This is a genomic window from Rufibacter psychrotolerans (assembly GCF_016924645.1).
GTDB lineage: Bacteria > Bacteroidota > Bacteroidia > Cytophagales > Hymenobacteraceae > Nibribacter > Nibribacter psychrotolerans.
In genome coordinates this window covers 1-26,919 of sequence record NZ_JAFFJV010000002.1, presented here as the reverse complement: position 1 = coordinate 26,919, position 26,919 = coordinate 1, and the positions used below count along the sequence as shown (strand labels likewise).

Genomic DNA, 26,919 nt, shown 5'->3' with positions numbered 1-26,919 from the left:
TCCCTGTTTTCAGCCTCTTTTTCCAAATCGGGCTGAAAACAGGGAGTTTTTTATTGCCTGGTTTTTAAGGGAAGCTCCTCCTCTTTGTCAAGCAGCAGTTCAATGGCAGTTGTACGGACAAAACAAGCCCTTTATGTCTATTTCTAAATAGGTAGGATTAGTAGTACATATTAATGTGATAACTGATAAAAACAGCTTACAAACTCCATGAGAACTTGGGATGCATGAGTTAATAATATTTTAAAATATATTTAACTAACTACCTCATTTATTAAATCGTTTTATTAAATTCATGGCAAATATTAAAATAAATTGCTTTGTTATGAAGAAGTACCATCTGCTGCTGCTATACGGTCTGCTTTCTCTAGGTAGCATCTCTTGTAAAGAAGATTCCTTAAAAGAGGAAGAAGAAAAAGAGGAGATAAGGGAGGGAATCTTTACTAACGTAGGCGCCCAACTGACGGCTACTACCCTTCAAGCGAGCGATTTTGTTCAAGATGCCAATGGAAATGAGTTTGCTTATACTGTTGTATCAGGCAAGCCGGGGCACTTGGTTGGCTATGACATGAAAGCCAGAAGAGTGGTGGCCGATCTAGAACTGGTAGGTGCTAATGGTTCTACGGCCATGACGGCTTCAACGGATCATTGGTTATACATTGGCGGCAATAATGCGCATCTATACCGCACAAGGCCTGGGAGTCAAACGGTAGAAGATTTGGGTTTGGTCCTCTCTGGCCAGACAACTATTTCTGATCTGGTGGCGGGTAAAGACGGGGAAGTGTTTGGCGGTACTTACCCTGGGGGGAAAGTGTTTCGTTACCATCCCTCAACCGGCTTCACAGATGTGGCCAATGGAGCAGTTGTTTCTGGGGAGAGTTATGCCCGTAGTTTGGTATACCATGCACCAACAAACAAACTGTTGATTGGAGTAGGAGCGCATGCCCGTTTGGTGGAGCTAAACTTGGCCACAAAAGCAAAGAAGCAGATCCTGCCTTCCCAGTACTTTGACCAGGAGTTTGTCTATTACATGGGGTTGGCCGCCGGCTACGCTGATGGCGACAGGTTGTTAGCATGGGTGACCAGCCCTAACCAGCGCAAGACTTTGGTATATAACTTAAGCACCGGGCTGGTAGAGCAAACGTTGGAGACAATAGACGCTCAATCGGTTGTGAAATCGCCTACAACCAACCTTACCTATTACACGGCCAATAATAAGCTATACTCCCATGATTTAAGCAAGCCTGGGCAAGCTCCAACTTTCATTGCTGATTGTTATGAAGCTAAAGACATGCGATGGGGCAAAGATGGCACGCTGCACATCTTGACAAAGTATTCTCAGGTGAGGTGGTATAATCCTGCATCAGGCAATATCACAACAGTAAAATTTGAAGTGCCTCCCCAGCCATATGACATCCAAACTATTGTAACCGGTCCAGATGGACGCATCTGGTCTAGCGGTTATCTAGCGGGGGGGAATGCTGCCTATGACCCCACCAACGATAAGGTGACCCAATACAGTGGGTTGGGTCAGGCTGAGGGGATGACTGTGCAAGGGGATAACATCTATTTTGGGATCTATTCTGGTGCGCAGTTCTATGTTTATGATACTAAACGCCCCTGGAACTCCAACAGTGGCAACCCAAAATCGCTTGGTAGGATAGAGGGTCAAGACCGGCCCTTTGCCGGAGTGAGTGTGGAGGGTGCCGGAAAACTCTATTTTGGTACGGTACCTGGTTACGGTAAGTTAGGAGGTGCCTTGGTGGAATATACCGCGAATACTAATCAATTAAAAAGCTATGTAGATGTTGTAAACAACCAATCAATAATCAGCTTAGTGAATGTAGGCGGGCTGGTAATTGGAGGGACTACCATATCAGGAGGGTTGGGGGTTAGCCCAGTGGCAGGAGAGGCAAAGCTGTTTGGTTGGGATGCGAGTGCCAACATCAAGACATTTGAGGCCGTGCCGGTGCCAGGTGCCTGGGCCATTACCGCCCTGGTAAATGGGCCCGACGGTAATATTTGGGGAATGGCAGATGGTACGCTGTTTGTGTTTGACCCGGTTCAAAAGAAAGTAGTAACTACACACAAGTACTACAACATTGCCGGAACGCCCACCCATATCTGGCGCAATGCCTTCCTGGTTTTTCATCCTAGTGGGTATTTATACGCCACATTTAATGGGAACTTTTACAGGATAGACCCCAAAACCATGAAGGAGACCTTGCTAAAATCTGGGGTTGGGTTACTGGCCATGGACAAACAAGGTCGTCTGTATACCCGGGACGAGCATGTGCTCTGGAGATACCGTCCTTAAATCCATCGGTTTTCAATCTGCAACCATTTGTTTTTTGATTTATTCACCCTGAAATCTCCCTTAGAAATGGTAAGAAAGACTCTTAGTGCCAGCTTGGTGTGCTTGTTCCTGGTGGCTGGGTACAGCGTGGCAAACCCTGAATTTGGCAATACCGCTCTGGCGCAAGGCAATAAACAGCCGGTTAAAAAGGCCGCCGCCAAACCCAATACTACCAAGCCCACTGCCGCAGAACTGGAGGCCGGTAAGCAGCTGATTGCCAAGTCAGATTGTATGGCCTGCCATAAAATAGATGCCAAGTCATTGGGGCCATCTTACAAAGACGTAGCTACCAAGTACCCAGCCACCGAGGCCAACTACGCAAGGTTGGCGCAGAAAATCATCAAAGGTGGAAGCGGTACCTGGGGGCAAATCCCCATGGCTCCCCATACCGCCTTGTCTGAGGCAGATGCCAAGAAAATGACCAAATACATCTTGTCTTTGAAGTAGATGATCTTTAAATTTTTACGAGTACCAGTGCTTTTAATGGGTCTGCTGTTTTCTTTGCCCTTCATGGCGGCGGCTCAGTCTTTGATTACCCTTGAAGGGGAAGTAACCGACCTGCAGGCGGCTCCTATAGGGGGCGCGAGCATCCGGCTGCTGAACACCAATATCCAGACCGTTACCCAGGCCAACGGCAGTTTTGTTCTGGAGAACGTGCCGGCGGGCGAGTACCAGTTCTTTGTAAGCGCCCTGGGGCACGCGGCGGTGAACCGAAAAATGACGGTAAAGGCAGATGCCGTGCTGCATTTTCAGTTGCCTGCCACCCTGCACCAACTGGAGGCCGTGGTCATCAGTGCCCAGAAGCAGGAGGAAGACCCCCAGGAGACGGCCTTGAGCATCAGTACGCTGTCTGCCCGGCAAATTCAGGAAGCCAGGATCTGGAACACCCGCGACCTGACGGGCATTATCCCTAACTTATTTAGCGGCCACTCCGGCGACAACCGCAACGTCACCTCTATCCGGGGCATTGCCACCACGTCCTACGACCCCACCGTGGCCACGTACATTGATGGCGTGAACCAGTTTAACCTGGATACCTATATCGCGCAGCTGCATGATATTGAACGGATTGAGGTGCTGCGCGGCCCGCAGGGCACGCTGTACGGCCGTAATTCCATGGGCGGGGTCATCAACATCATTACCCGCCAACCAGACAATACCACCCGCGGCTTTGCCGAGGTGAACGTGGGGAATTATAACCTGCAACGCTACAGCCTGGGAATAAGCACGCCGCTGGTACAAGACAAGTTATTTCTGGGCGTTTCCAGCCTGTTCCATACCCGGGAGGGCTATTATCAGAACACTTTCACCAATACCTCTTTTGACGATCAGCAGACCTGGGTCGGAAACGTGTCTTTGGTGTACAAGCCCAGCTCCAGGTTGTCTTTCCGGCTGAACGCCAAGAAGAACGTGGTCAGCAATGAGGGGGCGTTTCCGTTGGAATCCAGCGTAGAAGAGGCCTTGTCTAACCCGTTTGAACTGAGCCAGAACAGCACAGCCACCATGAAAGACAATACCTTTAACGGGTCATTGGTGGTGGACTACTTCGGCGATAAGGTCAATTTCACGTCCCAGACCTCTTACCAGAACAACCATCGGTTTTACAACCAGCCCCTGGATGGGGATTTCTCACCCGTTGATGCTGTCTCCATTTTCAATAACTACGGTGACCGCTGGAACAACGTGAAAGTGGGCATCCAGGAGTTCAGGTTTTCCACGCCGGCTTTGTCTTCTTCTAAACTGCAGTGGGTAGCCGGGGCCTACGGGTTTTGGCAGTATAATCCGGTAAAGCAAGGCACTTTCTTTGGGGAAGATGCGGGGCTGATGGGGGCTCCGGCCAACACCCAGAGCATTGCCACCAATACGTTGAGAAGCCACGGCGCAGCCTTGTTCGGGCAAGCCACCTACACGCTGGGTACGGCGTTTGATGTGGTGCTGGGCGCGCGTTATGACTATGAAAAGAAACGGCAGCGCGTGAAAGGAGAATTCCGCCCCGGTGAAGGGGAAGAACTGATTCTTACGCAAGAAGAGATGGCGGCCTCTGCATCCTTCAAAGCTTTCTCGCCCAAACTGGGGCTGGTGTTCAAGCCTTCTATAAATCAAAGTGCTTTTGTTTCCTACAGCAAAGGTTTTCGGGCGGGTGGGCTCAGCCAGTTGTCGTCGGACCCCTCGCAGCCCCCGCTTTTCGCTTACAAACCCGAGTTCAGTAACAACTTTGAGGTGGGTCTGAAGAATACGTTTCTGGACAACCGCGTGCGGGTGAACCTGGCCGCTTTTTATGTGTGGGTGAACAATGCCCAGGTGCCAACCCTGGTGTTGCCAGACGCCATCACGGTAACTAAAAACGCCGGGAAACTGGAAAGCAAAGGCGCCGAAGCAGAGGTATTCATCAAGGCCTTGAAAGGTTTGGACGTCATGTACAGTTTTGGATACACCTCGGCTACCTACAAAACCCTGGACGTGGCTTCCAACGGGTCTGAAGTGAATCTGAGCGGTAACCGGCAGATCTACACGCCCAACATTACCTCCTTGCTGGCGCTGCAGTACTGGCTGCCCATGCCGGGTTTGACTAACGCTAAAGTGGGCCTACGTGGGGAGTGGAACCACCTTGGCGAGCAGTATTTTGACCTGGCCAACCAAATCAGGCAAAACCCTTACCACAAATTTAATGCCCGCGTGGGGGTAGCCACACCTAGGTTTGAGGCCTTCCTGTGGGGTAACAACCTCTCTGATCAGCATTACCTGGACTATGCCTATGATTTTGGTGCCGCTCACCTTGGTGACCCCAGAACCTACGGCCTGTCATTACGCGCTAACTTTTAAGCCTCGCTAACCCTTATGACCATTTCTACCGCCCTTACAAGAACCTTTGCCTGGACGCTGCTTTGTCTGGGTGCGCTGCTGTGTATAAACCAGAATGCCCAGGCAATGGCAAAACCACCCAAAGTGTTGGTATTCAGCAAAACGGCCAAGTTCCGGCATGGCTCCATCAAGATAGGGAACCAGGCCATTCTGAAGCTGGGCGCCGAGAACAACTTCGCGGTAGACACCACCACCGATGCCACCAAGATCAACCCTCAAAATCTGAAACAGTACGCTGCCGTGGTTTTCCTGAGCACCACCGGCGACATCTTGAACGCAGAGCAGGAAAAGGCCTTTGAGCGGTATATCCAGAAAGGCGGCGGGTTTGTGGGGGTCCATGCGGCCACCGACTGCGAGTATGACTGGGAGTGGTACGGCAACCTGGTGGGTGCCTACTTCGGGGGCCACCCGCATGGGCAAACCGCCACGCTCAACATTGTAGACGCTAACCATATTTCTACCAAGCACCTGCCGGCGCAATGGAGCAGGAAAGATGAGTGGTACAACTTTAAGTGGATAAAGGAAGGCCTGAACGTGCTTATCACCATTGACGAGAAAAGCTACAAAGGCGGCACCAACGGAGATTTCCACCCCATGGCCTGGTACCATGACTTCGACGGTGGTCGGTCTTTCTACACCGAACTGGGTCACACCGACCAATCCTATACCGATCCCTTGTTCCTAAACCACTTGCTGGGTGGCATTAAGTACGCCATGGGCAAAAAGAAATAACCTCGTTCCGGTTGACTAGTCTGTGACCCGTTTTCCTGTTTCCGGCCTGTTTTTCAAAAAAGAGGCTAGAAACGGGAAAATGCCTTTGCCAGAGATAGCCAACCCATCACTGAAATATGAGTACGCCAGATCTTCCTGGCGCAGGAAGCAAGATGCACAGGCTTAGCTTCCGCCAATATAAAGAAGTTAACGCATGAAGAAGAGTTACATTAGTTCGTTGAGCGCGCTGGGGCTGCTGTTTTTGGCCATCACCTGCCAAATGCCCGAAGCTACCGTGCTCAGAGACGCCAAGGGGAAAATAATCGTTAAACAGGACCCTACTCCCGAGTTCCTGACCAAAAAGCAAAGCTTGGAGTCTATTTACCTGCCGCCCGGTTACCGCGCCGAGTTGGTGGCCAGCGAACCCATGGTCATTGAGCCCGTGGCCATTGCCTGGGACGGGAACGGCCGCATGTACGTGGCCGAGCTGCGCACCTACATGCAAGACATCAAAGGCACCGACCAGAATGAGCCCTACTCCACCATCAAACGGCTGGAAGATACCAATGGAGACGGCGTCATGGACAAATCCACGATTTATATAGACAGCCTGGTGTTGCCCCGCATGATCCTGCCGCTGGATGACCGCCTGTTGGTGAGCGAAACCTACACCCACCACATTTATAGCTACCGAGACACAGATCAAGACGGCGTGGCCGATGAGAGAGAAATGGTTTTCCAGGATGATTCTGTGAGCCAGGCCAACCTGGAGCACCAGCGCAGTGGCCTTATCTGGAACCTGGATAACAAGATCTACGTGTCGGTGGAGAGCCGGCGGTACGTGTACAAAGACGGGAAGCTCTTGACCGAGCTGTACGGAGAGCGCCCTGGTGGGCAGTGGGGCTTGGCTAATGACAACTATGGTCGCTTGTTCCTTTCCTCGGCTGGGGCCGAAACGCCTGCCCTTAATTTTCAGCAGAACCCATTTTATGGCCGCCTGGACATCAGTAACCAGTATGACGCCGAGTTCAAGGCGGTTTGGCCTATTGTGGCCACGCCAGACGTGCAGGGTGGCCAGCGCCGCCTGCGCCCCGACAGCACGTTGAATCACTTTACCGGTGGTGGCGGCCAAACCATCTTCCGGGGAGACAAGCTGCCCCAGGATTTACAGGGCGACTTGATTATCTGCGAACCGGTGGGCCGTTTGGTGCGCCGTGCCAAAGTGCACAACCAAGACGGGAAGATCACGCTTACCAATGCCTACAACCAAGAAGAATTTCTGGCCTCTACGGACATGAACTTCCGCCCGGTGAACAGCGCCACGGGCCCAGACGGTCACCTGTACATTGTGGACATGCACCGCGGCATCATCCAGGAAAGCAACTGGTCCAAGCCGGGCACCTACCTGGGCAACCAGATCCTCCGGAAAAACCTTGACAAGAACATTGGGCGGGGCCGCATCTACCGGATTGTGTATGATGGCATCAAACCCACCAAAGAGCGGCCCAACATGCTCCATGAAACCTCGGTGCAGCTGGCAGAGCACTTAAAGCATCCTAACGGCTGGTGGCGCGAGAACGCCCAGAAACTGCTGGTGCTGCGCAAAGATACCTCAGCAGTGCCTGCGCTCAGAGCCCTGACTACCCACGCGAACCACCTCACCAGAATGCACGCCCTCTGGACTTTGAACGGGATGGGCAGGTTGTCTGAGGAAGAGTTGTTCAAGGCCTTCAAAGACCCAGACCCACGGGTTAGGAAGACGGCCGTCTGGATGAGTGAGAACTACATGATTTCTTCCAACGAGGCCGTTTTGACCCAACTGAACGCCCTGAAGGATGACCCAGACGCCGAGGTGCGGTTCCAACTGGCCCTGTCCTTGCGGTTCAACTCTGCGGAGAAAGCCAAAGGGATGCTTGTTCACCTGTTGAAAACCTACCCTAATCAAGAAGTGCTGGTCGCCTCCCAGAAAAAATACGAGACGGTGCTCAAGGCCGTGGCCGAGTCAGAGAAGAAAGCCCTGGCCATGAAAGAGAGCGAGCGCTTTCTGGTGGCCCAGGGGGCCATTACCTTCAACAGCGTGTGCGGTACCTGTCACGGCGGGGACGGCAAGGGAATCGCTATTGGCGGAAAAGAAATGCCCGCGCCGCCTTTGGCTGGCTCCAAAAACGTGCTAGGCAAACCAGACCGCTTAATCAGGATCTTGCTGCACGGCCTCAAAGGACCGATTGACGGAGAAGAGTACGCCGATGTGATGCCTGGTTTTGGGTTCTATGAAGACCAGAACGTGGCAGCTGTGCTCAGTTATATTAGGAACAACTTTGGCAATAAAGCCTCGGTGATTACGCCCGCCCAAGTGAAGAAAGTGCGAGATGAAACCAAAGGAAGGACTGAACTTTGGACTATGAAGGAGTTGGGTGCGCTGCAATAGAAGGCCGGGGCCTCAGGTAGTCTCGGCAGTTTTCGTTAAGCGCTGATAGGGACTCCCCGCTTTCATGAATTGTTCTTACCGCCTTTACCTTGGAGCTTCCCCCGTTAGTGGAATACTCTCTTCTAATAGGCAACATCTCAAGGCAGACCCTCTACGCCATAAGAGTAGAGGAGGCTGCTTTGGGAACCTGTATAGCTATGATTTAGCCCTTCTTTCGCTCACTTGCTTGCTGAGTTCGCAACAAATGACACTTAAACCGCTTAATCTTTTTTATTTTTTTTCATAAGTTATATTTTTATTTGTTTTTATTTAAATATCATATATATTTAAAGCTATTAACGTGGAGTTACATTATTTAATTTCTAAATAAAACCGCTTCAGGGATTATATAATTTTAAATGCTTTTTTAATTAAGCTTTACATTTTTCTACACTACCTGTTTATATGAAAAAAATCTACTTTCGGGGTACTGTTGTTCTTGCCGCCCTTGTTGCGTCTTCCATCTTCCCGGAATTGGTGCGGGGGCAGGACAAAGCCATATCTGGTCAGGTGAGATCCGCCGCGTACCATCTCCCCCTGAAGAATGCCCAAGTCATGTCGCAGAAAGGGAAAGTGGTAGTCTTAACGGATGCACAAGGCAGATTTGCCCTTAGGGTAGAGGAGGGGGATAAGTTGCGTGTTGCGCTTCCCGGATATGGGCCCGCGGTGGTATCGGCAAAACCTGGAGAGGAAGTGGAGGTTTTTTTGCTTGACAATCCTTTAGGAGCAGATACCACGTACCAGACGTTGTTTGGAGCGCCTCAGAAAAGGCACTTATCTACCGCCGCCGTAAGTGAGATTTACGGAGAAGAACTAGAGAAGACTGCTTCCAGAACTACAGCAGGATTAGTGGTGGGAAGGGTTCCCGGTTTGTACGGCAGCCAATCCTCGGGAGAGCCAGGAGGGGACAATGTGTCCTTGAGCTTACGAGGAGGAGCGCCCTTTGTCATGGTAGATGGAACGCCGCAAAGCTTTGGTGCTATCAACCCAGAGCAAATAGAGTCAATTACTTTTCTGAAAGATGCCCTTTCAACCGTGATGTTGGGAAACAGGTCCTCTAATGGTGTTATGTACATTACCACTAAAAAGGGTGGAGGAAAGGGCCAGAGTATCTCTTTTAGGACTTTGGTAGGTGTTCAGGAGCCCATTAGGCTACCCAAGCCTCTAGACGCCTATTCATATGCTACCCTGTATAACGAAGCTTTTAGCAACGATGGAAACACGGGGCCGCTCCCTTACTCTCAGGAAGCGTTAGCTTCTTACCAAGACCGATCAGATCCCTATTCTTTTCCTGATGTGAACTGGTATGATGCCGTACTAAAAAAACGATCTTCCTTTAGCAGGTATGATGTGGCAGTTTCTGGTGGTGGCGAGCGCACGAGGTACTTTGTTAATCTGGATTACCTGAATCAAGGTGGTCTGTTTAAGACCTCAGACCTGAATACGTATAATACCAATGCGGACTTTAAGCGGTATGGCTTCCGATCTAATTTAGGGGTTGACCTAAGCAAGGCTTTGACGGCTAACCTTAACCTTGCAGCACAAATACAGAATGGGAATGAGCCCGGGGCCACAGTGCCGTCCATTTTCTCCACCATGCTGTCTACGCCAAACAATGCCCATCCAGTGCTGAATCCGAATGGGTCTTTGGCGGGTACGGACAACTACACCAACAACCCTTGGGGGCAAACCCTTTATTCTGGGTACCGGCTCTATAATCAAACGGAATTTAAGACAGACCTGGCTTTAAAAGCAGATTTAGGGTTTATTATCCCAGGCCTTTGGGCTCGGGGAACAGGCGCATATAAAAATTATCTCTTAGAAAACATCAATCGGTCAAAGAGAACAGAAGTGTTTGAAATGGCTGTGAATGCCGCCGGTGACACATCCTATACCCGCCGTGGACCAGTTGCCTCCGTCATGGAGAATGCGGGTTCCGTAAATTCCCGCTACCAAATGCTTTATACTGAGCTAGCGATTGGCCTGGATAGAAAATTTGGCGCCCATGGGCTCAGTGTTTTGTTGAATGCTAGCAATGACAACATCCAGAATGGGGACAACTTGGATGAGAACTTCAGAGGGCTAGCGGGAAGAGCCTCCTATCATTTCAATGAAAGGTATCTGGCTGAGTTCGCCTTTGGGTACAATGGAGTAGAGCGCTTTGCCAAAGGTAGGCGATACGGCTTTTTCCCTGCGTTTGGTTTAGGATGGAATATTGGAGAAGAGGATTTCCTGCAACCCATCGCTTGGTTAGATCAGCTTAAACTGCGTGGCTCCTATGGCATGACCGGCAATGTGAATGCTGGGTACTTTGCTTATAACCAGTATTATGTTTCCGGAACAGGATACAACATTGGAGAGACGCCCACCGGGGCGAACGGCATTGCTCAAGGGGCAAACAATACACCTGCCAATCCATTTATCACCTGGGAAAAGGCAAGAAAGCTGAATTTAGGGGTTGATGCCTCCCTGTTTGGGGGGAGGGTAGCCTTGACAGCGGAGTATTTCAAGCATAACTTTTTTGATCTGGTAAGAACTCCTTCCGGAAGTGCCTCCGGCATTTTTGGCGGGACTTACCCAAGCCTCAATTTAGGTAAACTGGACAGGACTGGGACAGAGTTCCAAGTCACTTATCAGGATAATATCGGAGGGCTAAACTTCTTCTTACAGCCTAACGTGAGTTTCGTGCAATCTGTGAATGTTTTCATTGATGAACTGGAGCCAGAGTATCCTTGGTTGCGGCAAACCGGACTGCCGGGCGGGCAGCCTTTCGGGTATGTGGCCGAAGGATTGTTCCAGACGGATGAGGAGGCAAGGACCAGCCCTGTGGTGGAGGGATATACCCGAGCCCAGGCCGGGGATATCAAGTACAGAGACTTGAACCAGGACGGGGTCATCAATGGCTATGATAGAACTGCGATAGGGCACCAAAAGCCATTGGCCTATTACGGAGTAGCCTTGGGAGCGAGTTTTGCAGGCTTTGATGTAAATGCCTTGCTCCAAGGGGTGGAGAACCGTCAAGTCTTATACACTGGTTCAGCTGTTTGGGAATTTCAGAACAACGGGAGAGCCCAATCCTTCGCGCATCACTTGGATAGATGGACCCCGGAGAATGCAGCCAATGCCACCTATCCACGGCTTTCAATTGGTACCAATATAAACAATCATGTAAGTTCCTCTTACTGGCTTAGGTCCGGCGACTATTGGAGGCTCAAGAACCTTGAGATTGGTTACACCCTACCCGCGGGATTGACCCAAAAGGTGAAACTGGCCACGGTGCGAGTTTTCTTCAATGGAACCAACCTGTTGACAAAGGCTGAATTTGATGAGGTGGATCCAGAAGTATCAGCTGGGGGGTATCCACTGGTCCGGACTGTTTCCGGTGGTTTAAACGTGAAATTTTAAATAATAAGGTAAAAAGCCTCCCTTATCTCTTACGCACATGAAGAAGATTCTGCATATAGCGCTCTTGCTCGGTTTATTATTTGCCTTCAGTTGTATTGAGGACCCTGAAATTGAGCCTTTAGAGGAGTATACCGAAGACTATATTTTCGATCCGAATGATCCTAAAGGTACATTGGCCTCCCAGTTCCTAAATAATATTTATACCCATCTTCCAAACGGATTTAACCGGATAGGGGGAGATATGCTGGATGCCGCGACGGATGATGCTCTTCCTTCTAGGGAGAACCCCACCATTGATATACTGAGGACAGGCAGGTTGAATAGTATTGTATCCAATCCGGACGGAGCTTGGAATGATAACTACCTGGGTATCCGAAAAGCCAACATCTTCTTGTCCAAAATTGATGTTGTGCCAGTCCCGGAAGGAATGAGCAGAAACTGGAAAGCTGATGCCCGGTTTTTGAGAGCCATGTTCTATTTTGAATTGCTCAAAAGGTATGGGGGCATTCCCTTAGTTGGGGATACGGTATTCAACGTTTCTGATAAAATAGACCTGAAAAGGAATACCTTCGAAGAGTGTGTCAACTACATTGTGAGCGAGTGTGATGCCATCAAGGACATGGCCCGCCCCGACCCTGTTCCCGCAACGGAATACGGGCGTATCTCCAAAGGGATTGTGCTCACCTTGAAAGCAAAAGTGCTAAACTATGCGGCAAGCCCCTTGTACAACGGGGGGAACATTGCCTTAAACAGTGCGAGCAAAGAAGTAGCGGCCTTGCAGGGGTATTTGGAGTATGACGCTTCCCGATGGGTGAAGGCTGCTCAGGCGGCCAAGGACGTGATTGACCTTGGAGTTTATGCTCTTGAGAGCAACAATAACCTCTTTATCCAGAGACGAAACAAGGAAGTGATTTTTTCTTATTTAAGGCCCGTAACTAGGGATGTTCCCTTGCAAAATGGGCCTATCGGCTTTAACTCCTCCACTACTAAGGGCCAAGGCCTTACAAGCCCCACCCAAGAATTGGTAGATGCATTTCCCTTGTTAAATGGAAAACCTATTTCTGACCCGAGTTATGATCCCGGAAACCCTTACGCAAACCGTGATCCGCGTTTACAGCGTGCTGTTTTGTACAATGGCCTTAATTGGTTAGGGCGGCCAGTGCAGACCTTTGAAGGTGGGTTGGATAAGCCCAACCGCATAGGAATTGTGCAGACGAAGACGGGCTATTATACGCGGAAGTTCATGGCTAACTTCAACAACTCCTCAGAGTATAGCCTGCAGCATCTCAATTTCAATATTTTCAGGTACGCCGATGTGTTATTGATGTATGCGGAAGCGCTCAATGAGGCAAACTCCGGTCCTACGCCAGAAGTGTACACTGTCCTCCAGGATATTAGAAAGCGGGCGGGCATCCAGCAGAACCCCCATAATTATGGAATACCCACCTCTATGTCTCAGGCGGAGGCCAGGGAGTTCATCAGGCAGGAGCGGCGGCTGGAGTTTTTCCTGGAGGAGCAACGCTACTGGGATGCCCGAAGGTGGAAAATAGCGGAGGAGGTGTTCAACAGAGATCTCTCCGGGATGCGAATAACCCAAGATGGGGCGGGCTTCACCTACGAAAGATTTACGGCTGGAAGTATCAAGTTTGATAACCCACGCATGTACATGTACCCAATACCCAACACGGAGATCCTTAGAAACCGAAATCTGGTTCAGAATGCTGGCTGGTAAAAAAATGAAAAGCGCAAACATGAAAAAGTATTTACTCTCACTAACGCTTTATGCCTTGGCCGTGGTTTTGGCAATGGGCCAAGGGAAAACCATCAGCGGAACTGTATCAGATAAAACAGGGCCTTTGCCGGGAGCATCTATCGTAGAAAAGGGCCAGCCCACCAATGGGGCGATGACAGATATAGAGGGCAGGTTTAAGCTTGTGTTGAAGGGAAACAGCCAGACAGTAGTGGTGAGCATGATTGGGTACCTGACCAAGGAAGTGAGTTTTGCCTCCAAGGCTTCCGTTGCTATTGAACTGAAGGAAGATGCCGCTGCCCTCGAGGAAGTGGTAGTAGTAGGGTATGGAACCCAGAAAAGGGCTAATGTGACGGGGGCCGTGGCCCAAATCTCCGGTGCTGAAATCAGACAGAACCCTTCCGCCAGTGTGCAGAATACTCTAATGGGCCGTTTGCCAGGCTTTACTAGTCAGCAGCGTTCAGGCCAGCCCGGCAGTGACGCCGCTACCTTTAATATCCGCGGGGCCAACAGCTACACCGGCACCGTGAATCCCTTGGTGATTGTGGATGACATGGAGTATCCCTTTGCCTTAAGTGAATTGGACGCCGACCAGATTGAAAGCATCACTATCTTGAAGGATGCCGCCACGACCGCTATCTATGGACTAAAGGGGGCTGATGGGGTAGTGCTGATTACCACTAGAAGAGGCAAGGCAGGGAAGCCCCAGATAAGCTTCCGTACGGAGACGGGCTTCCAGTCCCCGACTGTTCCCTTTGATTTCCTGAATTCCTACCAGGTGGCCACCCTCCGGAACCAAGCCTTGGCGAACGACGGGAAACCGGCTCGTTATTCGCAGGAGGACCTGGATCATTTCAAGAACGGTACTGACCCTTATGGCCATCCGGATGTCAATTGGGCAGAGACGATTCTACGGGATTATTCCATCCAGACACGGAACAACCTCAACATTTCAGGCGGTACTGAGAAAGCAAAGTACTTCGTTTCAGTAGGTCATTTATTTCAGAATGGCATTATGAAGGACTTCAGCACCAAAGCGTCTGACTTCAACTCAAATTATTATTACCAGCGGTACAACTTCAGGTCGAACATTGATATAAAGGCCACAAAGAACCTGTCACTGGGGTTGGACCTTTCTGGTTATTTCGGCGAGCAGAACAACCCGTGGTTGAGGGGAACCGCTAACAACCCGTTTTATGAACTGTATGACTATATGCGGCTCCCGCCTATGGGATACCCGGTCTATAACCCTGATGGATCCTTTGGAGGGAATAACAGCGGGGAGTTGGCCCGTTTGGCCTATAACATGGTAGGTCGCATGACCCACTTGGGCTATCGCCGCAATTATGAAACTGGCATCTGGACCAACGTAACCGTGAAGCAAGACCTGGCTTCCATCACCAAGGGGCTTTCCGCTCGGGCGGTATTCGGGTATAACGTGGCCAATAATTTTACCAGGAACATGGAGCGGGACGCCTTTCCTTCTTTCGTCTATAATTCCTCTGATGGAAGTTATTCCTTGTTTGACCCTGCTACCGAAAGATTGCCTATCATGAAGCTTGCCTATAGCACAGGTCCCATGAACAGAAGAATTACTTTTCAGGCCAACCTTAGCTATGATCGGACTTTCAACCAAACGCACCATGTTTATGCATTGGCTCTTTCAAACATGTACACCAGAACTCCTGGGGCAGGACTCCCGGAGAACTTCAGGGGGTATACTTTCCGTGTAGGATACGATTATAAAGGAAGGTACCTGGCAGAGGTTAATGCGGGTTACAACGGCTCTGATAAATTTGTGACTCAGGAGCGGTACACCTTGTTCCCCGCAGCCTCCATTGGGTGGAATATTGCCGAAGAGCCATTTTTCAAGGATAAAATTGGGGGCATCAGCCTGCTTAAGATCAGGGCTTCCCATGGGTTGGTGGGGAAAGACCCTCAAACCGACAAGTATATTTTTGAACAAGTGTACAATGAAGTAGCCGGGGTTTATTCCTTCGGGGAAGTGGCCAGTAGTACAGGTAACAATGCCTCAGGAGTCAGGGAGGGAGAGCTGGAGAACCTGAACGTGCGGTGGGAATTGGAGCAGTCAAGCAACATAGGTTTGGATATTGATGCCTTCAACGGAAAACTAAAGGCTTCGGCAGATTTCTTCCGGCGGTATAGATATGATATCCTTAGGGTTAGGCAAAGCATTCCTGCCTATGCCGGGGTGGCCTTTCCAATTGCCAATTACGCCAGTATCAAAACCAGAGGCTTTGAGGTGGATGTCACCCACCGGCATAATATTGGGGAGTTCAGCTATTCTGTGAATGCGAACGTTTCCGTAGCCCGCAGCATTATTGTGGAAGCTGATGAGGCTGTTCCAGAGATGGCGTATCAAGCACAGACGGGAGGTTACTTAGGAAGAGTGCTCGGGTATGTGTCTGATGGGTTCTATACCGCAGAAAATATAGATTCCAGTCCAAAGCCAAGCGGCAAAGCGGTAGGACCAGGGGATTTGAGGTATAAGGATTTAGACGGCGACGGGGTAATTACCCCCAAGGACAGGACCCGTCTAGACTACCCTAACCTGCCCAACACAATCTATGGTTTGAATCTTGGCGTGGCGTACAAAGGCTTTAGCATGTCGGCTAATTTCCAGGCGGCCACCAATTTCACCCTTCGGGCCATCTCTACCCAGATCGTGCCTTTTGTCAGCAATTTGCGGCAGATTCACCTGGATACCTGGACCCCGGAGAACCCCAATGCCTCCCTGCCGCGCATCCTCCCCAACTGGATAGGTACCGTGAATGACCCCAATACCTATGTGTCTGATTTCTGGAACAGGCGCGGAGACTATCTGCGGTTAAGAACCGCGGAGTTCGCCTATGCCTTGCCTTCCCATATTGTGACGAGGTTGCACTTGCAGGGAATCAGGGTATATGCCAACGGCTCTAACCTGTTTACCTGGATGCTGGTTGACAAGAACATCTACAACCTGGACCCCGAAAGCGCCTCCGGATCCGGGATTGCTACGTACCCGCAGCAGAAAATCTGGAACTTCGGCCTCCACCTTACTTTTTGATATAGAGATGAGAAAAATTACAATACTTTTTTCAATGGCGGTTCTGCTGACAGGTGGTGTCAGCTGTGAGGTAGGCAAAGATCTGCTGGATAAGACCGAAATCACTGACCTGAACCGGGAAAGAACCTTCAGTGACAGCACGCTTACATTTGCTTTTCTTAGTAGTGCATACGGGGATGTGGCTTTCAACTGGGAATACCGAAAGTACTCCAGCACCCGGAACGGAACTACTGATGCGACAGATGATGCGATCAGCGCAGTCTCCAACAACGGTGCCATCCATCCTATGGTAGACGGCACCTTGTCGGCAATGAGCAACAGCCCCTATAAATTTGAATGGGAGACCAGTTATAAGAACATTAGGCATTTGAATGTTTTTCTGGCCAATGTTGATAGAGCTCCACTCTCCGTGGCAAAAAAGGAAAGACTCAAAGCGGAAGCTAGGTTCCTTAGAGCATGGTATTACTCTATTCTGATTAAATATTTTGGAGGGGTGCAAATCATGGGCGATATCATCATTGACGCCGAACACATGTTTGAGGAAAAAAGAAACACCTACGCCGAAACAGTTGATTACATCGTTCAGGAGCTGAATGCCGCCGCCGCTGCTCTTCCCGCTTCCTATACCGGCAATGACTTTGGTCGTGCTACCCAAGGAGCCGCTTTGGCTTTGAAGGCCCGGGTATTGCTCTATGCCGCAAGTCCGCTGTTCAATGGGGGGAATATTGGACTGGAACTAAGCGCTAGCCCTGAAAGAACTGCAGTGGCCGGTTACCTGAACTATGACGTTAACCGTTGGCGATTGGCCCAGAGTGCCGCGCTGGAAATAATGAACATGAACCGGTACGCCTTGTACGAAGACCCAGCCGCCGACTCAAACCCGCCGGGGTACAGCTTCAGCAGGGTATTCCTGAAACGGGTTAACAGTGAATATATCTTCCAGTACAACTTACCATTGAACAGGGATTTGGAGGCTGATTTTTTTGCACCGAGCCGGAATTCCGCCACCCGTTCCCTGCCTACCCACAACCTGGCAAAGGAATTTGGGATGATCAACGGGAAAAGAACCAGCGAGCCAGGCTCAGGGTATGACCCGGCCAATCCATTCGCCAACCGTGATCCGCGCTTCAATTATACCATCGCCTTCAATGGAACCATATGGCACAATGGCAATACCAATACCAAGACGCCGGTATACACCTATTTTGGCGCCCCTGTAGATGGTTTTCACACCAAACCCTTCCATACGGGCTACTATTGGCGCAAGATGCAAGATGAGAACACGGCCTGGAATGGGGGAAGCCACACCGAAAGGTGCCTGCCTATCATAAGGTACGCCGAGATTCTGCTGGCTTATGCCGAGGCGAGCAATGAGGTGGACGAGAGAGATAAGGCATATGATCAGCTCAAACTGATCCGCAAGCGGGCCGGCATCCTTCCAGGAGATGATGGTCTGTATGGATTGAAAGCCGGAATGACGAAAGAGGAAATGCGAGCTGCTATTCAGCATGAAAGGAGAGTAGAGTTGGCCTTTGAGGAGCATAGGTTCTGGGACTTGCGCCGTTGGAAAGTGGCGGAAAGCCAGCTCAACGGGTTGCAACTGGAGGCGATGAAGGTCACGCGTCTGGCACCTAACCAATACACCTACGAGGTACTTCCAATCAACCATGCCAATAGCAAACTAGTGTTCCTGAAACCCAACTACCTGTTCCCTATAAGCCAGTTAGAGAGAGACAAGAACCCTAACCTGGTGCAGAACCCTGGTTACTAGAAAGTGCCTCGTGCCGGTAACACAATATTCTGGGCGATGCTCTAGTTCAAGGCTGTTTTTTTAAAAAACAGCCTTGAAACAGGAAAGGCTTCCCTTGAGTGAGGACAGGCCGGGTTCCTCAGGTAAAAGCAATCAATCTTAGCAGTACAACAGAAAAACACCTCTCTGTTGTACTGCTTTTTCATAGTTGGTCTGCTTTTAGGGGTTTTGTAACTATCCAACGCATGTTGCCAGCTTAGGTGTTTCCGGCCCCTTTTCTAGAAAACAGGCTCCAACTAAGAAGTAGTAACACAGGTTGCCCTATCGTTCTGGGTTCCCATTTTTTTGATGATATGCAAAACAGAATCCCTTTTCGTTTCTTTTCCCGCACGCCATCTATAAGGATCTCTGTTTTGCTGGTGGTTGGGTTGCTGCTTTTCGCCTCTTCTGGGAAGGCCCAGCAGCCCCATCGCTACCCCATCATTCCCCGGCCCGCTAAACTGACAGAGAAACCCGGTACGTTTTTCATTACGCCCAATACCAAGGTGTATGTGAAAGGCGGTGGGCCGGAGATAGAAAAAGTAGCCGATAACTTTAAAACCCAACTCAGGGAAACCACCGGCTTTAGTTTGCAAGCGACTTCTGCACCGGGCAAGAATGCTATTGCTTTTATAGTAGATGCTTCTATCCAAGAGCGGGAAGGGTATCGTCTTTCTATCACCAATAAGAATATCACCCTAGCGTTTAAAACCGCTCCCGGCGCTTTTTTGGGAGTACAGACCATTCGGCAACTGCTGCCGGCCAGCCCTACCGGTAAAAAAGTACCCTTGCCGGCCGTAGAGATAGAAGATGCGCCGCAGTTTGGGTACCGGGGATTCATGCTGGATGTAGCCCGCCATTTCCAGCCCCTTGATTTTCTTAAGCGCTATGTAGATCTGCTGGCTTTCTACAAAGTCAACACGTTCCACCTGCACTTAACTGATGACCAGGGCTGGCGCATGGAGATCAAAAAGTACCCCAAGCTGCAGGAGATTTCGGCCTGGCGCAAAGAGACCCGTGTGGGCCACCGCCGCGACGAGCAGGTTCTGTTTGACGGCAAACCCCACGGCGGTTACTATACCCAGGAGCAACTGAAGGAACTGGTGGCTTACGCCCAGGAGCGGTTCATCACCATTATCCCCGAGATTGACATGCCCGGCCATTCGCAGGCGGTGCTGGCCGCTTACCCAGAACTGGGCTGCAAAGACACCACCTACCAGGTGTCTACCAGCTGGGGCGTACACAAAGACGTCTATTGCCCCAACCCGGCCACGTTTCAATTTCTGGAAGACGTGCTCACCGAGGTCATCGCTATTTTCCCGAGCAAGTACATCCACATCGGCGGAGACGAGGTGCCCAAAGACCGGTGGAAGGAATCTGCCTACGCGCAGTCGCTCATCAAAGAACATAACCTCAAAGACGAGAACGGCCTGCAAAGCTACTTCATGCGCCGGATGGAGGATTTTATGATTTCCAAAGGCCGTTCTATTATTGGCTGGGACGAGATCATGGAAGGCGGCGTCTCCAAAACCGCCACGGTCATGTCCTGGCACATGGGGCAAGTGGGCGCGGCGGCGCGGGGCGGCAATGATGAGATCATGGTGGCCAACGCGCATCTGTACTTTGATTACTACCAAACCAAAGAAGGCCGCAAGCGGGAGCCCGTGGCCATAGGGAATTTCCTGCCGCTGGAAAAAGTATACGCCTTCAACCCCATTCCCCAGGACCTGGATGCCGCTGCTGCCAAACGCGTGCTGGGTGTGCAAGCCAACCTCTGGACTGAGTACGTGCCCACCGCCGCCCACGCTGAACAAATGACCTTCCCGCGCCTGTGCGCCCTTGCGGAGATTGCCTGGGCCGCGCCGGAGCGGAAAAACTACGCAGATTTCATCCAGCGGCTGGGCCAGAACCTGAAACACCTGGACAAGCTGAAGGTGAACTACGCTAAATATTATCTGGAGCAATTGCCCACGGCCCCGGAAACCAAACAACCTAACTGATTTTAACTATGCAGGCGAACCGTCGGGATTTCGTGAAATCGATCACCTTGGCCGGGTTAGGGCTAGGGTTGGGCCTTTCGGCGTTACCTACTTGGGCCCAGGTAGGCAAACCGGAGAAAGGCAAACGGGTAGGCATCATCGGGTTGGATTCCTCACACAGCCTGGCATTTACCAAGGTCCTCAATGCCCCCAACGCCGGGCCAGAATTTGGTGGTTACCGCGTGGTGGCCGCCTACCCGTACGGCAGCAAGGAATTGGAACTGAGTATCAAGCGCATTCCGCAGTACATAGAGGAAATAAAGAAATATGAGGTGGCGGTGGTAGATTCTATCCAGAAGCTGCTGAAGCAGGTAGACGTGGTGCTCCTAGAAACCAATGATGGCCGCCTGCACCTGGAGCAGGCCCTGCCGGTGCTCAAAGCCCGCAAAATGCTGTTCATTGACAAGCCCATTGCCGCTTCCCTGGCAGATGCCCAGGAAATCTATAAAGCCGCCGAGCAGTATGGTACGCCCGTTTTCTCCTCCTCATCGCTGCGCTTCATGGCCAACGTGCAGGAAGTAGCGAGCGGCAAACATGGTGCGGTGACGGGCGCCGAGACCTACAGCCCGGCCACCCTGGAGAAAACACACCCAGATCTGTACTGGTACGGCATCCATGGGGTAGAGACCCTCTTTGCGGTCATGGGGCCGGGCTGCGAGCGCGTAGTGCGCCATTACACCCCCGAGACCGATGTGGTCATAGGCACCTGGAAAGACGGCCGCATTGGCACCTTCAGGGGCCTGAGAACTGGCAAGCAGGACTTCGGCGGCACATGTTTTACCCAGAAAGGAATCATTCAGTTGGGGCCATACACCGGCTACAACCCGCTGCTGAAGGAAATTGTCACCTTCTTCCAGACCGGCAAGGCACCTGTAGCCCCAAAAGAGACGCTGGAGATTCTCGCGTTTATGGATGCCGCCGATGAAAGTAAAAAACAAAACGGTAGCCCGGTCACGTTGGCCGAGATGTTTGAAAGAGCCCGAAGCTAAAGATTGCCCACACAGCCGCATTGACTGTTTCCAGCCTGTTTTTTCAAAAACTGGCCTGTAATAGCCGGTGGTTCACCAGAGAAAAAGTAAATAGTAAGAAAAGCAGCCCGCTGCTTTTGAAGACCGCTTTCATGAGAATTCCCCATCCCCTTGTCACCAGAATTGCCAGCGTGTTCCTGCTGGTTTTCTTCTTTACCACCACTACCTGGGCTCAGCAACTTGATGCGCGTAAACTGGCGCTTTCCTGGGAAGTGCTGCAAACCAATTACCAAGGCAAAAACCAGATTCTGGCTGCCCTTACTATCACCAACCAGGCCGCGCAACCCTTGCCCACCACCGGCTGGAAAATCTACTTCAACTCCGGGAGGCAGGCCTCTGAGGTGAAAGGCAACGTGACCATCAACTTCCTGAACGGCGATTTAAACGTGTTGGCACCAGCCACTGGGTTTACCGCCTTAGCGCCGGGCGCTGCTCTTAAAATAGAATACGTGGCCAACGGAAAGGCCCTGATGCGCTCAGATGTGCCGTCGGGTTTCTATTTGGTTTGGGACCACGCTCCCAACCAAGGGGTGGCGCTGCCGCTGGTAACCGTCAACCCTTTGAGCCCTGAGAACCTTGACGGCCACATCACGCCCCAGGACATCTTCGCCAAAAACGCATTGATTCAACCGGTACAGGAACAGGACCTGGCACCGGTTTTCCCCAGCCCGGTCAGCTACCAGAAAAGCTCCGGTAAATTTCTGCTTACCGGCAACGTAACTATTTATGCTGCGCAGGATTTTACCCAGGAAGCCCAACACCTCGCTCAGGAGATAAGCACGGTCTTAGGGAAAAAACCAAGCCTGAAAACCGGAACGGGCTCTAAGGGGATCATCCTGAAAAAAGCCGAAGGCCTGGGCCAGGGAGGGTATCTGCTGCAGGTAACACCCGCTGCCGTTACTATCAGTGCCACAGAGCCGGCCGGTATTTTCTATGGCATCCAGTCCCTGAAAACCATGTGGCCGCCCCAGGCCTGGGCTAAAAAGCAGAAGTCAATTTCCATAGCTGCGGTAGAGGTGTCAGATACGCCAAGGTTCAGTTACCGGGCCTTTATGCTAGACGTGGCCCGCAATTTCCAACCCAAAGACCAGGTGAAAAAGGTGCTGGACCTGATGGCGCTCTACAAACTGAACGTGCTACACTTCCACCTGAACGACGATGAAGGCTGGCGGCTGGAGATTCCGTCTTTGCCTGAACTCACCCAGGTAGGGGCCCAAAGAGCCCACTCTCTGGACAGCAAAACGTTTTTGCCTGCCTCCTACGGGTCGGGGCCAGATGCCTCCAGCCCGTTGGGGACAGGTTTTTACACCAAGGCCGATTTTATTGAGCTGTTGAAGTACGCCAAAGACCGGCATATACGGGTTATTCCGGAGGTGGAAACGCCGGGCCACGCGCGGGCGGCAGTAAAAGCCATGGATGCGCGCTATGAGCGGTTTATGAAAGCCGGTCAGAAAGACCTGGCTCAGCAGTACCTGCTCCGCGACCTGAATGATTCCTCCGCGTACCGCTCGGTGCAAAAGTGGAATGATAACGTGATGAACGTGGCGCTGCCATCAACCTACGCCTTTATTGAAAAAGTAATAGACGAGATCAGGGAGATGTACCAAGAAGCCGGCGCACCGCTGCAAACCATCCATCTGGGCGGTGATGAGGTACCGGCCGGGGTCTGGGAAAAGTCACCGGCGGTGGCCGCGCTCATGAAAAAACACCCCGAGATCAAGTCCGTGGACGATGTGTGGTATTACTACTTTGGCAAAGTGAACCAGATCCTGAAGGCGCGCAACCTGTACCTTTCTGGGTGGGAGGAAGTGGCCATGCGCAAAACCAAGCTTGACGGCAAGACGCGCTACGTGCCCAATCCTACCTTCGCGAACGAGAATTTCCATGCCTATGTCTGGAACAACGTGTGGGGCTGGGGCAACGAAGACCTGGCGTACCGCTTGGCCAATGCGGGGTACAAGACCATACTAGCCCCAGCTACCAATTTCTACCTGGACATGGCCTACCAGAAAGGCTTTGACGAGCACGGCACTTATTGGGCAAGTATCAGCGACCTGGACGCCCCCTTCAACCTCATCCCGTTTGACTACTACCGCAACGCCCGCAACAGCGATGACAAGCCCGTGAACCCCTCGGTTTTCAAGGGCAAAGAACGGCTTACAGATTTCGGGAAGGCCAATATTGTGGGCTTGCAGGCCCTGGTCTGGTCAGAAACGGTTAGGAGCAAAGAGCAATTAGAATCGTTGCTGGCGCCCAGAATCCTGGCCTTCGCAGAGAGGGCTTGGGCCAAGGAGCCGGCCTGGGCTATGGAAAAAGACAGTACCCAGGCAGGCGCCCTGTACCGCACCGCCTGGAGCCAGTTTGTGCACACGCTTGCCAAACGGGAACTCCCCAGGTTAGATCACTACGCCAGGGGCTTCCATTACCGCATTCCGGCGGCGGGCGCTACGGTGAAAGATGGGGCCGTGCATGTCAACTCACAGCTGCCCGGTTTTAGAGTGTATTATACCACTAACGGAACCGAGCCCACCCTGAAAAGCAAGTTGTACACCGCGCCCATCCGGGAGAAAGGAACCCTCAAACTTCGGGTTTTCAACGCCGCTGGTAGGGGCGGGAACACCGTCAGTATCCAACATCAATAAAAATCAAAACCAGCGCTATGGTCCGTGGACTTTCCCTTTTCTTCTGGTTCCTGTGGCTTTGTCCCCTGCTGACGGTTGGTCAGCGTGTGGTCCTGAACAAGGGCATAGGCGGTAACAACACCCATGACTTGCTCAGGCGGCTGCAGAAAGACGTGCTGGCGGAAAAGCCAGACCTGGTGATTCTGATGGTAGGCACCAATGACATGCTCAACTCCCAAAAGCTGGTGCCGTACGCCCAGTTCCAGGAAAACTATCAGGCAATCCTTGGTCAGCTGAAGGCCCAGAACATACGGGTAATGGTGATGGCCCCGCCGCCCGTAGACACGGGCTATGTGCTCAGCCGGCATGACCGCCGCGCGTTCACCGAGGACCTGAATGCCAAGCTTGACTCGGCGGGAGGCATTGTGCGGGCGTTGGCCGCGGAGCACCGCCTCCCTTTCCTTGACCTCAATGAACGATTCAAGGCCTGGGGCTCACCTAGCCGCGAGGCGCATTCGCTCATTATCAACCAGGCCAATATGGGCAAGGAAGACGGCATCCACCCCACCAAGGAAGGCTACGCGCGCATTGGCCAGGAAGTGTACCGCTACCTGAAAAAGAAACGGCTGCTGAAAAAGAACCAAAAGATTGTCTGTTTCGGGGACAGCATGACCTATGGCAGTTACATGGACGGCGCCGGCACCGCCCACGGCGATACGTACCCCGCCGTGCTGCAAAGGCTATTGCAAAAGAAAAACTGAAGTTCCTGTTTCAGGCCTCTTTTTTCAAAAACCGGCCTGAAGTAGGCCTGGAATGGCCGCTGTTGGAAAGTTCTATCTCTGGCCCCGCTCTTTAAAATCTGATCACTTTTTACCGCTTACTGATTATACCATGAAACATTCCCTGTCCTTTGTTGCTCTGCTGGTTAGCCTGTTGTTTTCATCGCCTGCCTGGGCGCAGAGCCCGGCTAACCCTACGCGCTGGGAGAAAGCAATTCAGAAGTTTGAGGCCACTGATAGCCTGCACATGCCCGCGCCCGGCGGTATTGTGTTCACGGGCAGCTCGTCTATTGTGGGCTGGAAAACCTTGCCCAAGACATTCCCGGCTTATAATATCATCATGCGCGGCTTTGGCGGCTCCGGTATTCCAGATGCTACCCATTACTTTGACCGTATTGTGGCCAAGTACCAGCCTAAGCAAGTGTTCCTCTATTCCGGCGACAATGACGTGGCGGGCGGGCAGTCTGCTGAGGCTACGTTTGAGTTGTTCAAGGCTTTCGCGGCGAAGATGAAGACCCAGTTGCCTCAGGCCCAATTGGTGTTTCTGTCCATTAAGCCCAGCATCTCGCGCTGGGACAAATACCCCACCATGGAAGCTGCCAACAAAAAAATAAAACGCTACGCTTTCTGGCACCGCAACGTGAAGTTTTTGGACGTGAGTAACCCCATGCTGGGCCCCGATGGGAAGCCCCGGCCCGAGCTCTTCCTGAAAGACAATCTGCACATGACCCCCGCCGGCTACGCGCTCTGGGACCAAATCATACAACCCCACCTGAAAAAGTAGCGAATAGAAAGCTTCCTGTTTCAGGCCTCTTTTTTGAAAAACAGGCCTGAAACAGGAAATGCGTAGAAGTACCAGTATTCGCCTTGCGTTGGTTCTCTTTTTAGGAATTTCCCTAGAAGTCAGAAGCTTGGCTTCCTCTACTTGTTTACCAGTTCTGAAATCTAATCATATGCTTCTTGCCTGTCGTACTTTCTGGGTAGCCTTTGGTGCTAGTATTTTGATGGCGCTTTCGGGCAGTGCCCAGTCTGGAATCACGCTCACCAATTTCACTTTCACGCCGCAGCGATTGGTGGTGGGCAAAGTGGTGCGGGTAGTTCAGGAAGAAAGCACGCCGACGGTGAAGTTGTCTAAGGAAAGCAAGAAGCTTTTTACCCTTGGCCAGGACAACTCCTTAGCCATCAAAAAGAAAGCCGCGAACCAAAAAGATGCTTTCTGGCATGACGTGGTGCTGGAGTGGGGCGAAGGCCAACGTGATACGTTCCGGATTGTCAGGGACGAGTTTCTGAAAAATCCTGTGGTTGCTCACCGCGGGGCCTGGAAGAATACAAAAGCCCCAGAGAATTCCCTGGCTGCCTTGCAGCAGGCCATTAGGCTGGGTTGCGCCGCCAGCGAGTTTGACGTGCACCTATCCGCCGATTCGGTGGTGTTTGTGAACCATAATCCTACCTTTAAAGGCATCCATCTGGAGAAAAGCCCCGCCTCTAGTATTGCCCAGCTTACCTTGAAAAACGGGGAGGCCATGCCTACGCTGCAGACTTATCTGGCAGCCGGTCTCGGGCAAAACAAAACCAGGCTCATCCTGGAGATGAAGCCCTCGGTGATCAGCAAAGAACGGGGGAGGGCCCTAGCCCAGAAAGTGGTAGAACTGGTGCGCCAGCATAAGGCCCAGGCCTGGGTAGACTACATCAGCTTTGACTATGATATTCTCCAGAAAGTACTGGAACTGGACCCTTACGCGCGGGTGGCTTTTTTAGGTGGGCACAAACCGCCCGCTGAGCTGGCCAAAGACCGTTTGTACGGCTCAGACTATCATTTCAGTTTCCTGAAGAAGTTTCCCGAGTGGATAGGAGAGTCGCACCGTCTGGGCCTGACTGTAAACACCTGGACCATTGACAAACCCGAGGACATGGACTGGCTACTGGAGCGTAACGTGGACTTTATCACCACCAATCAACCAGAGCTTCTATTGCAGAAACTGGCGGCCAAGAAGCAGTAAAGCATTAAAAGGGAGCGCCTGTTTGCGGCCTGTTTTTTGAAAAACAGG

At 51.6% G+C, this 26,919-nt stretch carries 15 protein-coding genes; all 15 read left to right on the top strand.

Annotated elements, in window-relative coordinates; translation table 11 throughout:
* The first annotated feature begins 292 nt into the window (after positions 1-292).
* On the top strand, positions 293-2,314 hold the full coding sequence (locus tag JT718_RS02325; RefSeq protein ID WP_205500076.1) for a hypothetical protein: 2,022 nt from the start codon (positions 293-295) through the stop codon (positions 2,312-2,314).
* 66 nt (positions 2,315-2,380) lie between these two features.
* Positions 2,381-2,800, top strand: coding sequence for a c-type cytochrome (locus JT718_RS02320; protein WP_205500075.1), 420 nt, complete (start codon positions 2,381-2,383; stop codon positions 2,798-2,800).
* 36 nt (positions 2,801-2,836) lie between these two features.
* Complete coding sequence (locus JT718_RS02315) at positions 2,837-5,176, top strand: TonB-dependent receptor (protein ID WP_205500074.1); 2,340 nt, start codon at positions 2,837-2,839, stop codon at positions 5,174-5,176.
* Positions 5,177-5,191: 15 nt separating this feature from the next.
* Positions 5,192-5,947 (top strand): ThuA domain-containing protein, encoded by a 756-nt coding sequence (locus JT718_RS02310; protein ID WP_205500073.1) that lies wholly within the window; start codon positions 5,192-5,194, stop codon positions 5,945-5,947.
* Positions 5,948-6,140: 193 nt separating this feature from the next.
* Positions 6,141-8,354 (top strand): DUF7133 domain-containing protein, encoded by a 2,214-nt coding sequence (locus JT718_RS02305; RefSeq protein WP_205500072.1) that lies wholly within the window; start codon positions 6,141-6,143, stop codon positions 8,352-8,354.
* Between the two features lie 444 nt (positions 8,355-8,798).
* A complete protein-coding gene (locus JT718_RS02300) occupies positions 8,799-11,798 on the top strand; it encodes a SusC/RagA family TonB-linked outer membrane protein (RefSeq protein WP_205500071.1) in 3,000 nt (999 codons plus the stop codon).
* Positions 11,799-11,835: 37 nt separating this feature from the next.
* Positions 11,836-13,530 (top strand): RagB/SusD family nutrient uptake outer membrane protein, encoded by a 1,695-nt coding sequence (locus JT718_RS02295; protein WP_205500070.1) that lies wholly within the window; start codon positions 11,836-11,838, stop codon positions 13,528-13,530.
* Positions 13,517-16,615, top strand: coding sequence for a SusC/RagA family TonB-linked outer membrane protein (locus JT718_RS02290; protein ID WP_317195463.1), 3,099 nt, complete (start codon positions 13,517-13,519; stop codon positions 16,613-16,615). Before JT718_RS02295 ends, JT718_RS02290 begins: the two co-directional genes overlap by 14 nt.
* Before the next feature lie 7 nt (positions 16,616-16,622).
* Entirely contained in the window at positions 16,623-18,386 is a 1,764-nt protein-coding gene (locus JT718_RS02285) for a RagB/SusD family nutrient uptake outer membrane protein (RefSeq protein ID WP_205500068.1), read from the top strand.
* Positions 18,387-18,718: 332 nt separating this feature from the next.
* On the top strand, positions 18,719-20,404 hold the full coding sequence (locus JT718_RS02280) for a beta-N-acetylhexosaminidase (protein WP_205500067.1): 1,686 nt from the start codon (positions 18,719-18,721) through the stop codon (positions 20,402-20,404).
* An 8-nt stretch (positions 20,405-20,412) separates the two neighbouring features.
* Positions 20,413-21,432 carry a Gfo/Idh/MocA family protein gene (locus JT718_RS02275; RefSeq protein WP_205500066.1) on the top strand — a complete coding sequence of 340 codons (1,020 nt, stop codon included), beginning with the start codon at positions 20,413-20,415 and terminating at the stop codon, positions 21,430-21,432.
* A 131-nt stretch (positions 21,433-21,563) separates the two neighbouring features.
* Positions 21,564-24,113 (top strand): family 20 glycosylhydrolase, encoded by a 2,550-nt coding sequence (locus JT718_RS02270; protein WP_205500065.1) that lies wholly within the window; start codon positions 21,564-21,566, stop codon positions 24,111-24,113.
* A 17-nt stretch (positions 24,114-24,130) separates the two neighbouring features.
* Positions 24,131-24,853 (top strand): SGNH/GDSL hydrolase family protein, encoded by a 723-nt coding sequence (locus JT718_RS02265; RefSeq protein ID WP_205500064.1) that lies wholly within the window; start codon positions 24,131-24,133, stop codon positions 24,851-24,853.
* Between the two features lie 130 nt (positions 24,854-24,983).
* Positions 24,984-25,655 carry a GDSL-type esterase/lipase family protein gene (locus tag JT718_RS02260; protein WP_205500063.1) on the top strand — a complete coding sequence of 224 codons (672 nt, stop codon included), beginning with the start codon at positions 24,984-24,986 and terminating at the stop codon, positions 25,653-25,655.
* 169 nt (positions 25,656-25,824) lie between these two features.
* The gene (locus JT718_RS02255; protein WP_205500062.1) at positions 25,825-26,871 is read left to right on the top strand and encodes a glycerophosphodiester phosphodiesterase; all 1,047 of its coding nucleotides are present in this window, start codon (positions 25,825-25,827) and stop codon (positions 26,869-26,871) included.
* Positions 26,872-26,919 lie beyond the last annotated feature (48 nt).

Coding starts and splice junctions, on each gene's coding strand:
- JT718_RS02325 (WP_205500076.1), top strand. CDS start 293: ATGGCAAATATTAAAATAAATTGCTTTGTTATGAAGAAGTACCATCTG.
- JT718_RS02320 (WP_205500075.1), top strand. CDS start 2,381: ATGGTAAGAAAGACTCTTAGTGCCAGCTTGGTGTGCTTGTTCCTGGTG.
- JT718_RS02315 (WP_205500074.1), top strand. CDS start 2,837: ATGGGTCTGCTGTTTTCTTTGCCCTTCATGGCGGCGGCTCAGTCTTTG.
- JT718_RS02310 (WP_205500073.1), top strand. CDS start 5,192: ATGACCATTTCTACCGCCCTTACAAGAACCTTTGCCTGGACGCTGCTT.
- JT718_RS02305 (WP_205500072.1), top strand. CDS start 6,141: ATGAAGAAGAGTTACATTAGTTCGTTGAGCGCGCTGGGGCTGCTGTTT.
- JT718_RS02300 (WP_205500071.1), top strand. CDS start 8,799: ATGAAAAAAATCTACTTTCGGGGTACTGTTGTTCTTGCCGCCCTTGTT.
- JT718_RS02295 (WP_205500070.1), top strand. CDS start 11,836: ATGAAGAAGATTCTGCATATAGCGCTCTTGCTCGGTTTATTATTTGCC.
- JT718_RS02290 (WP_317195463.1), top strand. CDS start 13,517: ATGCTGGCTGGTAAAAAAATGAAAAGCGCAAACATGAAAAAGTATTTA.
- JT718_RS02285 (WP_205500068.1), top strand. CDS start 16,623: ATGAGAAAAATTACAATACTTTTTTCAATGGCGGTTCTGCTGACAGGT.
- JT718_RS02280 (WP_205500067.1), top strand. CDS start 18,719: ATGCAAAACAGAATCCCTTTTCGTTTCTTTTCCCGCACGCCATCTATA.
- JT718_RS02275 (WP_205500066.1), top strand. CDS start 20,413: ATGCAGGCGAACCGTCGGGATTTCGTGAAATCGATCACCTTGGCCGGG.
- JT718_RS02270 (WP_205500065.1), top strand. CDS start 21,564: ATGAGAATTCCCCATCCCCTTGTCACCAGAATTGCCAGCGTGTTCCTG.
- JT718_RS02265 (WP_205500064.1), top strand. CDS start 24,131: ATGGTCCGTGGACTTTCCCTTTTCTTCTGGTTCCTGTGGCTTTGTCCC.
- JT718_RS02260 (WP_205500063.1), top strand. CDS start 24,984: ATGAAACATTCCCTGTCCTTTGTTGCTCTGCTGGTTAGCCTGTTGTTT.
- JT718_RS02255 (WP_205500062.1), top strand. CDS start 25,825: ATGCTTCTTGCCTGTCGTACTTTCTGGGTAGCCTTTGGTGCTAGTATT.